Source organism: Sphingomonas sp. FG14 (assembly GCF_057809675.1).
Window position 1 is genome coordinate 658,768 of the sequence record NZ_JBMDKK010000002.1, and the last position, 11,851, is coordinate 670,618.

An 11,851-nucleotide genomic window follows, 5' to 3' on the forward strand; every position below is an offset into this window, starting at 1 on the left:
TGACCAGACCCGGCAACGAACTTCTCTTCCTCGCGCTTGGCGGCTCGGGCGAGATCGGCATGAACGTCAATCTCTATGGCACCCAGGGCAAGTGGGTGATGGTGGATTGCGGGCTGACCTTCGCCGATTCCACCTATCCCGGCGTCGAACTGATCCTGCCCGATCTGTCCTTTATTGAGGAGCGCGCCGACGACCTGCTCGGTATCGTGCTCACCCATGGGCACGAGGATCATATCGGCGCCTTGCCTTATCTGGCGGCGGACCTGGGTGTGCCGCTGTTCGCGACGCCCTTCACCGCTGGCCTCATCAAGGGCAAGCTCGACGAAGAGGGTTTGAGCGACCGCGTCGAGCTCGTGATCGTCGAGAATGAAGGCAGCTTCCAGCTCGGGCCTTTCGGCTTTCGCTATGTTCCGCTGGCGCATTCGATTCCCGAAGGTAACGCGTTGCTGATCGAGACGCCCCATGGCCGGGTCTTCCACACCGGCGACTGGAAGCTCGACGATGCGCCGCAGCTCGGCGAACCATCGACCCCGGCGGAACTGAGCGCGATCGGCGATCAGGGCGTGCTCGCGCTCGTCTGCGATTCAACCAACGTTTTCAATCCAGAGGCGTCGGGATCCGAAGGCGCGGTGCGCGACGGGCTCGATGCGGTGATCGGTGCGGCGACCGGGCGTGTGCTCGTCACCACCTTCGCCTCCAATGCCGCGCGGCTCCAGACATTGGGGCAGGTGGCGACGGATACCGGGCGCACGCTTTGTGTCGCGGGCCGATCGCTCGATCGCATCCTGCGCGTGGCGAAGAGTGTCGGTTATCTGAAGGATTTCCCGGATACCGTCGATTTCGACACGATCATGTCGCTGCCGCCGTCAAAGGCGATGATCGTCGCCACGGGCGGACAGGGCGAGCCCCGGGCCGCGCTGTCTCGGATCGCGGAGGGCAGCCATATCATCAAGCTGGGGCAGGGCGATCTGGTCGTCTTCTCGTCGAAGCAGATTCCTGGCAACGAGATCGCGATCGGCAAGATCCAGAACACGCTGTCGGCAGCGGGCGTGGCGATGATCACCGATCGCCAGGCGCATGTTCATGTCTCCGGTCATCCCGGTCGTCCCGAACTTGCCGAAATGTATCGCTGGATTCGCCCGGAGATCGTGCTGCCCGTCCATGGCGAAATGCGCCATATGGCCGAACAGGCGCGTTTCGCGCTGTCGGAGGGGGTGCTCAGGTCGATCGTTCAGCAGAATGGCGAATTGCTGCGCCTGGCGCCCAATGGGCCGGAGAAACTTGGCTTCGAGCGTGTCGGGCGGCTGGTGCTCGATGGAGATGTGATCCTGCCTGCGGATGGAACCACGCTCAACGAGCGCCGCAAGATCTCCATGCACGGCCAGATCTCGGTCGCAGTGGCGCTCGACCACAATGATCGCCTGCTCGGCGACCCACAGATCCGGCTTCAGGGCGTGCCGGTGGAGGAGGATCGTGCAGACTTCCTCGCCGATGCGATCGAGGCGGCGCGCGTCGCCGTCCAGAAGGCTAGCGGCAAGCGTGACGAGGAATTCCTGCGTGAGGCGCTGCGCCTGGGCGTGCGGCGCAAGGCCACCGAATGGACGGGCAAGAAGCCCGTCGTCGATGTTCTGATCGTGAGGGTGGGCAAATGACCTGGACCTCGGGCCTCGCGATCTACATGCTGTTCTGGGTGACGAGCGCCTTCATCGTGCTGCCTTTCCATGCGCGCACCCATGACGAAGCTGGCCTCTCCAAGATTCCTGGCCAGGCCGACAGCGCGCCGGCCAATTTTCGTCCGCTCAGGGTGATCCTGTGGATCACGCTGATCTCAGCCGCCATTTTTGCGCTTTATTACGCGAACTGGGTGTTCGGCTGGGTGACGGCCGACATGTTCGACGTCTTCGCGGACTGATCCGCATACGATATTTCTACGCCGCGTCGACCCGGTCCAGCCAGTCCGCGATCACCGGCGCGGGTGTCGGGTAGAGGCCATAGACGGTGGCGAAGCGGCATCCGTAATAAGCGGTGATGTCGGCGATCGAGAAGTCCGGACCGGCGAGAAAGCGCGTCTCGGCGAGCCGACTCTCCATCAGCGTCAGGAATGCGCGAGGGGCATCGGCGATCGATCCGGCCCAGTCGGGATATTGCGTGATGCGTGCTGCGAACATCGGGTGGCGATGATGGCCATATTCGACGGCGGGAATCAGCAATTGGAATTCGGCGCGCCGTTCCCACATCGCGATCCGCGTCCGCTGTTCCAGCCCGTCACCGCACAGATAGGGCGGGCCGGAAATGGCATCGAGATACTGGCAGATGGTGAGTGATTCTGTGATGTGCGTGCCGTCGTCGAGTTCTAGCACCGGCACCTGGCCAATCGGATTGATCTCCCGATATTCGGGGTTCCTGGTGTCGTCCGCGCCGAGATTATGGATATCGAGCGTCAGGCCCTTCTTGTGCGCCAGCATGGTGACGCGGAGCGGATTGGGCGCGAGCGGCTTCGAATAGAGCTTCAACGGGCGATCAGGTCCGCAACCGCTCGATCGCCTGTGCCAACGCCACATAGAGCTTGCCCATATCCGAGGACAGCAGGGTCACGCCCAGCGGCGATCCATCGCGCGTGGCGAGCACGTTGCGCAGGATGGCTTCGAAATCATGGACATAGCGGTTGATCTGGTCGCGGAACTCGGGATCCTCGTCATAATGGTGGAGGATCTCGCGGACCTCGCCCGAATCGAGCAGCCGCACGGCCCGGCGCGTGAAGACGCCGCGATCGCCCTTGAGATAGGCGGCCCATGCGGTGTCAGTCACATCGTTGGACAGGATCTTGGTGACGTCGATCGCGGTCGAATTGAGCGATTCGATCAGCAGCGCGACGCGGCGGGCGAAGCCGTCCTGGCTGACCTTGTCCGACTCTTCACGTGCTTCCTCGATTCGCGATTCCACGGCGGAGGTGGTGTCGGCGATGGTCAGCATCTGGCGCATCAACCGGTCTGATGCCTTGTGTGCGGCCTCCACCGCGCGTTCGGCCGCCGTCGCGATCTCCACCATCTGCGCTTCGACGCGTTCGGTAAGCGTCTTGGCAAGCGCCTCGTCGCTCGCCCGCGCGAGTGCTGCCGCGCTTTCGGGCACGATCGATGCCAGCGCATCCTTGGCGCGTTCCGATGCGAGTTGCGCGGTTTCGCGGACCCGGACGAGCGATTCGACCAGTTGGGGGCCAGCCATTTCGGCGAAACGTGTGGCTTCGTCGCCCGCCAGCCCGATCGCCTGTGCCAGCGATTCGATAGTGCCGCGGCTCTCGGTGATCCGCCGGTCGAGATCTGCGACGAGTGTGTCGATGGTTTCGCGATGACGCGTGAGCGCCGCTTCGGACTCGCTCAGCCGGTTGAACGCGCTGACAGCCGTCATTTCCAGCTTTTCGGCCTCGGGTGTCAGTGCAGCGATCAGCGTGCGGCTGCCTGCCGCCTTGGCGTCGAGCCGGTCGAATGCGGCCGGCAGCGCCTCATCAAGCTCGCGGGCATTGGCGTCGAGCGCGGTCATCAGCGCTTCGGCCTTCTGGATCAGCGTATCGGCCACGCTGCCGCCCGTGCCCAGCGCCGCGTTCATGCGCTCGGCATGACCGCTCAGGTCGGCGATCGCGGACGAGAGGCGACCGGTCCGCTCCACGCCGCTGCGGTCGAGTTCGGCCAGACCGTTGTCGAGATCGCCAATCGCGGTCTGGAGCGCATCGGTCAGCGCCCGGCTGGATGCTGCGTGCGCATCCAGCGCCGCGCCCAGTGCCGCGATGCGGCTGTTGATGTCCTCGACGCGTCCCGTCAGTGCGATGCCCGCTTGCTCGCCGGTTTCGTCCATCGCCGCGCGCGATTGTTCGATCATGGCGAGCATGGCGGCGCCCTGGGCTTCCATGCCCTTGCGGGCTTCATCGACGGCTTCGGCGGCGCGGTTGAGCGCGGCATCGACCGCTTCGGTCATCTGCCCTGCGGCAGCCTCCAGCCGTGCACCAGCGGTTTCGCCGGTGCTTTCCATCCGGGCGAGATGAGCGGCCAGGCGCTGCGCTGCGCCGCCCGCGATCTCGTCCGCCTCCCGCCCACGCGCGACCAGTGAAGAAAGCTGGGCTTCGAGCGCACCGGCATTGCCATGCGCGGTCAGCCCGGCCTCCTTCAGATCCTCGGTCATGCGCTGCGCGTGGAGTTGCGCCTTGGGAAGGTCGGCAAGCAGCACGCTCAGATCGGTGCGCGCGGCGGTGGCGGCGGTCTTGAGCGCATTGGCCTGACGGCCGAGCGCGTCGACCTCTCCATGCATCGCTTCGGTCACCACCTTCAGCCGCGCCGCGGCATCCTCGCCGATATGCATGAACGAGCCGGTCTGTTCGGACAGCGCGGCCCTGTTCTCCTCCAGCCGCGCGGCATGGGTTTCCATCACCGCCTCCAGCCATTGGGTTTCGGTGCGGATCGCAGCCGATGTGCGGGCAAAGCGCCGCGCCTCGCGGCTGCTGCTGCGCATCAACAGCAGATAGATGATGCCGAGCAGCGCGAGGGGCGCGCTCGCCATGCCGATGAACGCGGTGACGCTTGCCGGCGACGAATTGAGGCTTGGCGCCGACGACCAGGTGATCGCAACGATCCAGCCGATCGCGAGCATGGCCATGACGCCTGCGATCAGCCTGTCGCGCCAAGGCGACGGCCCGTCGAATTCATCGGCCTGGACGACGAAATGCGCGTCGTATTCGGCTGCCGTCAGCGCCGGCGATTCGGCGTCTGCCTCTGCGGACGCCGCGCCACGGCGGAGTTCGACGATCCTGGATCCCCCTGTCATAACATCATCATTTACCACTTTTCCCATGGCAACGCCAACGGGCGAAACACCTCCTTAATCACTCCTGGATAGGGTGATTGGATGGCCTATGATCCCGGAGCCCTGAACACCGCGCTGGCGGCCGCGGTCGGCGACGACCCTTCGCTGATCGCCGAATTGCGCGCCGCTTTCATGGACAGCGCGCTGCGTCAGGCTGATCTGCTTTCGCGCGCCCGTTGCGACGCGAACTGGCAGATGGCGGCATGGCGATTGAAGGGACTGGCGGCGAGCTTTGGCGCGGTACGGCTGATGGACGCGGCGGAGGCCGCGGCGACCGCCGCTCCGGGTGATCCGGTCGCGGTTCGACGCGTCAATAGCGCTATTTCGTCGTTCGACCGCTGATAGCGGCTTTGCACGGCGCACAATATGCGCCTATCGCCTGACCCTCTTGTTCGGGGGTCCAGGGGACGATCGTGGCGCTAGCCAGCCTCATCATCGGATGTGCCGTGCTCGACGACGGCATCACGCCGCGCGCGGCCGCGCCTTTTCTTGGCCAGAGCCTGATCGAATATCAGGCGCGCCAGGCGGCAGCGGCGGGCGCTCGCCATATCGTCGTGCTGGTCGAGCGCGTGCCCGCCGCGTTGGTCGCGGGCGTCGACCGCCTGAAGCGCGACGGTATCGATGTCGAACTCGCCCGCACGGTGGCGGATGCGGCGGATCGGATTCATCCCGACGAACAGCTTCTGGTGATCGGCGATGGCGTGATCGCGCGGCAGGACATGCTGAAACGTGCCGCCCAATCGATATCGCCCGCGCTCTTTACGGTGCCCGACAGTGGCGCCACGTTGCGGCACGAGCGCATCGATGCCGGCGCACGCTGGGCCGGCTTCGCGCTGATCGATGGCACGATGCTGCGCAAGACCGTGGCGATGCTGGGCGATTGGGACCTTCAGTCGACATTGCTGCGCCGGATCGTCCAGGCACAGGCGACGCGGGTCGATACCGGCGCCGCCTCGGCCTGGCTCATCGAAAGCGCGGCCGAGGCGCGCGCGACCGAGATCGCCTTGCTCGACAGGGGCGGGGGGCGGCTGTTGCCCGCGCCGCTGGGCGCGCGATTGAACGGCTTTCTGCTCGATCATGACGTGCGCTCGGGCTGGCTGCGCGCGGCATCGCTCGGCCTTGCCTTTGTCGCGATTCCGGCCTTCATGTTTCAATTTGTCGCGCTTGGTGCGTTGCTGCTGACACTCTCTGGGCCGCTTGCGGCACTTCCCCGGCGGCTCGACGCGGCCGGCCTGCGCACGTCAAGCCAGGAGCGGATCTGGCGCTGGGCGCAGACCGGCTTGTTTGGCCTGGCGCTGCTGGTGCTCGCCTGGGAGCTCGACGGTATCGGCACCGGCTGGGGCGTCTGGCCGCTCTCGCTTGGCACGATCGGGCTGGTCGCGTTGATCTGGGATCAGACAAGGATCACCGGTCGTGAACCCGTGGAACCCTCGTTGTTGGCGGCGCCGCTTTTTGTGTTCGCGCTGTTCGACATGCCTGTGCAAGGGCTTGCCGCGTCGACCTTGCTCGCGGGGCTGGTGCTGACGCTCGGGCAGCGCCGTATCGCGGGCCCCGATTCCGACATTCCTGCCCGTCCGGTTTAGCATCAATTTAACTATGTTGCCGTAACGCGGTCCGCATGATCGCCGAGGACGATGATGGAACCGCGGTTTCCCGGGTCGGTGCCGGCCGTTTGCTGGCCGATGCCGCACGCGGTGGGCATGGCGGCCGCAAGCGCCTGGCCGTGCTCGTCGACCTGTTCCTGCCCGAAAGCATGCGCCTGTCGGACTATCAGCGCGTCACGATCAAGCGTTTCATCGTCCGGCTGGTGGGGGCGGTCGAACATGATCTGCGGCAGCGGCTGATCACGTCGCACGCCGCGCGTTTCACACCGGAAATCCTGGCCGGGCTTGGCAGCGCTCGCGTGCCGATCGCATTGCCGCTGCTTCAGCGCGCCCGTGCGCTTCACGATGTCGAACTGGTTTCACTCTTGCTCGCGCGCGTTGAGGAGCAGCGGTTGAGCAGCCTGCTGCGCCGCGACGGCGAGGAAACCCGATTGGTCGAGGCATTGCTCGCCGATTCCGACGAAGCCGTCTCTGGTGCGGCAATGGCGATGTTGATCGCCGAGAGCCGCCGTCATTTCCTGTTCGAGGAGCCGGTGCTCGCACGCACCGACTTGCCTGCCGACCTGCAATATCGCCTGGTCTGGTGGGTGGCGGCGGCGTTGCGCGAATATCTGACTCGCCAGCATGGCGCGGATCATGGCGTGGCGGATACCGCGCTGATGGATGCCGCGGCTGCCAGCCTTTCGAGTCATGACGAGGGCGAAACGCTTGAATCCTCTGCCATGCAACTCGCTTATGCCCTGGCGGAGCGCGGCCGGCTCGACGATTCGCTGCTCCAGGCCGCGTGCCAGGAGGGACGGCTGTCGTTGTTCGTCGCGGCGCTCGCGGTGCGCGGAGGCCTCGATTTCGACGCGGCGCGCGGCATGGCCTTGCCGCCATTCGGAGAAAGGCTGATCGTGCTGCTGCGTGCGCTCGACGTCCGCCGCGAGGTTGCGGGCGCCGTCGCCCAGATTCTCTCGGCCGATGACGCGGATTTGATCGAACAAATGTCCGCCTATGATGATCTGACGCGTGTCCGCGCGCTCGAACTGATTCAACCTTGGCAAGTCGATACGGGCTATCGCGCCGCGATCGCCGCGCTTTCGGCAGGGCTCGCCGAACGCGGTGATGGATGGGCGGCATGAACGCCGCACCCGTTCATGGCCGCGTCGATCGCAGCGGGCGGCTGATCGAGGCCGATCCGCCACTGCTCGGCCTGCAGTTGCGGGCCGGGGGCGAAGCGGGCGGGGCACTCGCCGTGCCGCAGATCGCGGCGCTGGCACGCCTCGCCAATCGGCTCGGCATCCTGATTTCGCGCGCGGTGATCGCGGCGGATGGGGAGAGCGATATCGATCTCTGGGTGCGCGCGCAGCCCGACGGCAACGAGGTCCGATTGACCGTCGGCGGCTGGAACCGCCGCCCCGCGCTGCCCGCCATCGCCGCGCGCGACATCGATCGCGAAACCGATTTTCTCCGCGCCTCTGCGGATTGGCTCTGGGAAACCGATGAGGCGCTCAAGCTCGTCGCGCTCTCGGCCTCGGCTGAAGAGGCGATTGGTGGACCCGCGAGCGGCATGATTGGCCAGCCCATCACGCAACTGGTCAGGCTGATCGAGGATGAGGACGGGAACCTGCCCTTGCTCGCCGCATTGGCGGCACAGGGCCGGCTGGAGGCGCAGGATGCCGAATTGCGCAACGGCAATGGCAGCGTCCGGCTGAGCGCGGTTCCGATCCATGACGGAGCGGGGCGTTTCGTGGGGTTCCGGGGCAATGCCGCCTGGCATCGCGCGAAGCTTGCCAGCCCTGAGGAACCCCGCATCGTCGCCGATGCCTTTGGCGAGCGGCTCGATCGCGCGCTGCGGGAACCGCTGGCGCGGATCATCTCGCGCGCGGACAGCATCAGCACGCGGAGCGAAGGGCCACTCAGGCGCGACTATGCCGAATATGCCGGTGATATCGCGACGGCCGGTCGCCATCTGCTCGCACTTGTCGACGATCTCGTCGATCTCCAGGCGATCGAGCGCAGCGACTTCCGGGTCGAGGCCGAGGTGATCGATCTGGCCGATGTCGCGCGCCGCGCCGCCGGGCTGCTGGCGGTCCGCGCCTCGGATCGCGAGGTGCGCATCGACCGGCCGGGCGAAGACGAACGATTGCCCGCGCTCGGCGATTTCAAGCGTGTGCTGCAGATCCTGGTGAACCTGATCGGCAATGCGGTTCGTTATTCGCCCAATGGCGCGATGGTGTGGATACGCGCCGAACAGGCGGCCGATCGCGCGGTGGTGGTGATCGCGGATCAGGGCAAGGGCATCGATCCGGAGGATCATGAACGGATCTTCGAAAAGTTCGAACGCGTCGATCCGGGCGAACCCGGGGGCAGCGGCCTGGGCCTCTACATCGCCCGCAGGCTGGCGCGCGCCATGGACGGAGAGATCAGTGTGGACAGCGCGCCCGGGCAGGGCGCGCGCTTCACGCTGACATTGCCGGTCGGCTGAACCGCCGGTGCACCCGGCCTTTCATGCGATATCAGCGAAGCTTGGCATCTCACGACAACTAAACGGTTTTCTCAAACGAAAACCCCGGCTTTCGCCGGGGTAAACGTCCTGGATTGTTCAGGCCGCCTCAGCGGTTGCCGACCGGCACATAGTCGCGCTGCGTCGGGCCCGTATAGAGCTGGCGCGGGCGACCGATCTTCTGATCGGGATCGGAGATCATCTCGTTCCACTGCGCGACCCAGCCGACGGTGCGGGCAAGCGCGAACAGCACGGTGAACATCGTGGTCGGGAAACCGATCGCCGACAGGATGACGCCCGAATAGAAATCGACATTGGGATAGAGCTTCTTCGAGACGAAATACTCGTCCTTGAGCGCGATCTGCTCCAGTTCGCGCGCGACGTCGAAGATCGGATCGGTGACGCCCAGCTTGTCGAGCACCTCGTTCGCGGTCTTCTGCATCACCTTCGCGCGCGGATCGTAATTCTTGTACACGCGGTGGCCGAAGCCCATCAGGCGGAACGGATCGTCCTTGTTCTTCGCGCGGGCGATATATTCGGGGATACGGTCCGGATGGCCGATCTCGCGCAGCATGTTGAGCGCCGCTTCGTTGGCGCCGCCATGCGCCGGGCCCCAAAGGCAGGCGATGCCGGCGGCGATGCAGGCGAACGGGTTGGCGCCCGAGGAGCCGGCCAGGCGGACGGTCGAGGTCGACGCGTTTTGCTCGTGATCGGCATGGAGAATGAAGATCTTGTCCATCGCCGCCTCGACGACGGGATCCACCACATATTCCTCCGCCGGCACGCCGAAGGTCATGCGCAGGAAATTGCCGGTGTAGGACAGTTTGTTGTCGGGATAGAGGAAGGGCTGACCAACCGAATATTTATACGCCATCGCCGCGATCGTCGGCATCTTCGCGATCAGCCGGTGGCTGGCGATCATCCGCTGGCGCGGATCGGTGATGTCGGTGGAATCGTGGTAGAAGGCCGAAAGCGCGCCGACGACGCCGCACATGATCGCCATCGGGTGCGCATCGCGGCGGAAACCGCGATAGAAGGTCGCGAGCTGCTCGTGCAGCATGGTGTGGCGCGTGATGGTATAGCTGAACTTCTCCAGCTCCGCCTGGCTCGGCAGTTCGCCGTTGAGCAGCAGATAGCTGACTTCCATGAAGTTCGACTGCTCGGCGAGCTGGTCGATCGGATAGCCGCGATGGAGCAGGATGCCCTGGTCGCCGTCGATATAGGTCAGGCCGGATTCGCAGCTAGCGGTCGAGGTGAAGCCCGGATCATAGGTGAACATGCCCGTCTGGCCGTAAAGCTTTCGGATATCGATCACATCGGGGCCGACCGATCCGGCCAGCACCGGATAGTCGTGATCCTTGCCTCCGGCCACCAGCTTCGCGTTTCCGGTCATAGTCGTCCTTCCTGACTGTTCAGCCTGCTTGAATCCGGTCGCTGATGCGGCCGAGCGATTCCTCGCGGCCCAACAGCACCAGCACATCGAATATTCCTGGCGAGGTCGCACGTCCTGTCAGCGCGGCCCGCAAGGGCTGGGCGATCTTGCCCAAGCCGATTCCTGCATCCTCGGCAACCTGCCGCACCGCCTCTTCGAGCGCGGGAACGGACCAGTCGACAATCCCCTGAAGTGCTTCGCCTGTCTTCTCGAGCAGTGCGATTGCGCCGCCCTCTAGCAGAGTTGCCGCCTTTTCGTCGAGTGAAAGCGGGCGCGTCTCGAACAGGAACAGAGCGCCTTCGGCCAGCTCGTCGAGAGTCTTCGCACGCGGTTTCAGCGCGGCCATCGCGGCGCTGAGCAAGGTTTCGCCATTGGTGTCGATCGTGATGCCCAAACGGGTTTCCACGCGAGGCTTCACCAGCGCCGCCAGCCGCGCATCGTCCGCCTCACGGATATAATGCGCGTTCAGATTCTCGAGCTTCTTGAAATCGAAGCGGGAGGGCGAGCGGCCGACATTGGCCAGATCGAACCATTCCACCGCCTGTTCGCGGCTGATGATCTCGGCATCGCCATGGCCCCAGCCCAGACGCAGCAGATAGTTGCAGACCGCTTCAGGCAGCAGCCCCATCTCGTCGCGATAGGCATCGACGCCCAGCGCGCCATGGCGCTTCGAAAGCTTGGCGCCGTCGGCGCCGTGAATCAGCGGCACATGCGCATAGATCGGCTCGGGCCAGCCCATCGCCTTGATGATGCCGAGTTGGCGGAAGGCGTTGTTGAGATGGTCGTCGCCACGAATGACGTGCGTCACGCCCATGTCGTGATCATCGACCACCACCGCGAGCATATAGGTGGGTGTGCCGTCCGAACGCAGCAGGATCATGTCGTCGAGTTCGGCGTTGCGCACGACCACGCGGCCCTGCACGCGATCCTCGATTACCGATTCGCCTTCGCGCTCGGCCTTCAGCCGGATCACATAGGGGGTGCCTTCGGGCGCATCGCTGGGATCGCGGTCGCGCCAGCGGCCGTCATAACGCATCGGCAGCTTGGCTGCGCGCTGCTGCTCTCGCAGTTCGGCCAGTTCCTCCGGCGTCGCATAGCAGCGATAGGCATGGCCCGATTCGAGCATCGCATGCGCAACTTCGGCATGACGTGCGGCGCGCGCGAACTGGAATACCGTGTCGCCGTCCCAGTCGAGACCCAGCCAGCGCATGCCGTCGATAATCGCCTCGATCGCCGGCTCGGTCGACCGCGCGCGATCGGTATCCTCGATGCGGAGCAGGAATTTCCCGCCATTGTGGCGTGCGAACAGCCAGTTGAACAGCGCGGTGCGGGCACCACCAATATGAAGGAATCCCGTCGGAGACGGGGCAAAGCGCGTGACGACGGTGTCGGTTTCCTGGCTTGCGCCCACGCGCTGCTTCTCCATTATGCATACCATGGCCGGTTCGACCGGCGACGCCCCTAGCATGGCTTTTC

The 11,851-nt window shown here is 65.2% G+C and carries 10 protein-coding genes; 6 read left to right on the forward strand and 4 right to left on the reverse strand.

What is annotated here, in order from left to right:
- Positions 1-59: 59 nt before the first annotated feature.
- Both ACODTA_RS11280 and ACODTA_RS11285 read left to right on the forward strand, forming a co-directional pair.
- Positions 60-1,652 carry a ribonuclease J gene (locus ACODTA_RS11280; protein ID WP_489066204.1) on the forward strand — a complete coding sequence of 531 codons (1,593 nt, stop codon included), beginning with the start codon at positions 60-62 and terminating at the stop codon, positions 1,650-1,652.
- A complete protein-coding gene (locus ACODTA_RS11285) occupies positions 1,649-1,912 on the forward strand; it encodes a DUF1467 family protein (protein WP_489066001.1) in 264 nt (87 codons plus the stop codon). Before ACODTA_RS11280 ends, ACODTA_RS11285 begins: the two co-directional genes overlap by 4 nt.
- A gap of 16 nt (positions 1,913-1,928) precedes the next feature.
- Here ACODTA_RS11285 and ACODTA_RS11290 read toward each other — a convergent pair whose 3' ends face one another.
- Together ACODTA_RS11290 and ACODTA_RS11295 are read right to left on the reverse strand one after the other, a co-directional pair.
- On the reverse strand, positions 1,929-2,513 hold the full coding sequence (locus ACODTA_RS11290; RefSeq protein WP_489066002.1) for a glutathione S-transferase family protein: 585 nt from the start codon (positions 2,511-2,513) through the stop codon (positions 1,929-1,931).
- Between the two features lie 7 nt (positions 2,514-2,520).
- A complete protein-coding gene (locus ACODTA_RS11295; RefSeq protein ID WP_489066003.1) occupies positions 2,521-4,812 on the reverse strand; it encodes a coiled-coil domain-containing protein in 2,292 nt (763 codons plus the stop codon).
- 81 nt (positions 4,813-4,893) lie between these two features.
- Here ACODTA_RS11295 and ACODTA_RS11300 point away from each other — a divergent pair, with 81 nt between their 5' ends.
- The 4 genes from ACODTA_RS11300 to ACODTA_RS11315 all read left to right on the forward strand — a co-directional run bounded on the left by ACODTA_RS11300 (position 4,894) and on the right by ACODTA_RS11315 (position 8,925).
- A complete protein-coding gene (locus ACODTA_RS11300) occupies positions 4,894-5,193 on the forward strand; it encodes an Hpt domain-containing protein (RefSeq protein WP_222990001.1) in 300 nt (99 codons plus the stop codon).
- A 71-nt stretch (positions 5,194-5,264) separates the two neighbouring features.
- Positions 5,265-6,434 (forward strand): hypothetical protein, encoded by a 1,170-nt coding sequence (locus tag ACODTA_RS11305; RefSeq protein WP_489066004.1) that lies wholly within the window; start codon positions 5,265-5,267, stop codon positions 6,432-6,434.
- A gap of 35 nt (positions 6,435-6,469) precedes the next feature.
- Positions 6,470-7,579: a DUF2336 domain-containing protein gene (locus tag ACODTA_RS11310; protein WP_489066005.1), complete on the forward strand. Its 1,110-nt coding sequence runs from the start codon at positions 6,470-6,472 to the stop codon at positions 7,577-7,579.
- On the forward strand, positions 7,576-8,925 hold the full coding sequence (locus tag ACODTA_RS11315) for a sensor histidine kinase (RefSeq protein ID WP_489066006.1): 1,350 nt from the start codon (positions 7,576-7,578) through the stop codon (positions 8,923-8,925). The genes ACODTA_RS11310 and ACODTA_RS11315 overlap by 4 nt, the downstream gene beginning before the upstream one ends.
- Before the next feature lie 127 nt (positions 8,926-9,052).
- Here the strand turns inward: ACODTA_RS11315 and ACODTA_RS11320 are convergent, their stop codons facing one another.
- Both ACODTA_RS11320 and gltX read right to left on the reverse strand, forming a co-directional pair.
- Complete coding sequence (locus ACODTA_RS11320; protein ID WP_489066007.1) at positions 9,053-10,336, reverse strand: citrate synthase; 1,284 nt, start codon at positions 10,334-10,336, stop codon at positions 9,053-9,055.
- Positions 10,337-10,355: 19 nt separating this feature from the next.
- On the reverse strand, positions 10,356-11,801 hold the full coding sequence (gene gltX / locus ACODTA_RS11325; RefSeq protein ID WP_489066008.1) for a glutamate--tRNA ligase: 1,446 nt from the start codon (positions 11,799-11,801) through the stop codon (positions 10,356-10,358).
- Positions 11,802-11,851: the final 50 nt, after the last annotated feature.

Excerpts from the sequence above, each read along its gene's own strand:
- ACODTA_RS11280 (WP_489066204.1), top strand. The coding sequence starts at position 60 with ATGAACGTCAATCTCTATGGCACCCAGGGCAAGTGGGTGATGGTGGAT.
- ACODTA_RS11285 (WP_489066001.1), top strand. The coding sequence starts at position 1,649 with ATGACCTGGACCTCGGGCCTCGCGATCTACATGCTGTTCTGGGTGACG.
- ACODTA_RS11295 (WP_489066003.1), bottom strand. The coding sequence starts at position 4,812 with ATGACAGGGGGATCCAGGATCGTCGAACTCCGCCGTGGCGCGGCGTCC.
- ACODTA_RS11300 (WP_222990001.1), top strand. The coding sequence starts at position 4,894 with ATGGCCTATGATCCCGGAGCCCTGAACACCGCGCTGGCGGCCGCGGTC.
- ACODTA_RS11310 (WP_489066005.1), top strand. The coding sequence starts at position 6,470 with ATGATCGCCGAGGACGATGATGGAACCGCGGTTTCCCGGGTCGGTGCC.
- ACODTA_RS11315 (WP_489066006.1), top strand. The coding sequence starts at position 7,576 with ATGAACGCCGCACCCGTTCATGGCCGCGTCGATCGCAGCGGGCGGCTG.
- ACODTA_RS11320 (WP_489066007.1), bottom strand. The coding sequence starts at position 10,336 with ATGACCGGAAACGCGAAGCTGGTGGCCGGAGGCAAGGATCACGACTAT.
- gltX (WP_489066008.1), bottom strand. The coding sequence starts at position 11,801 with ATGGAGAAGCAGCGCGTGGGCGCAAGCCAGGAAACCGACACCGTCGTC.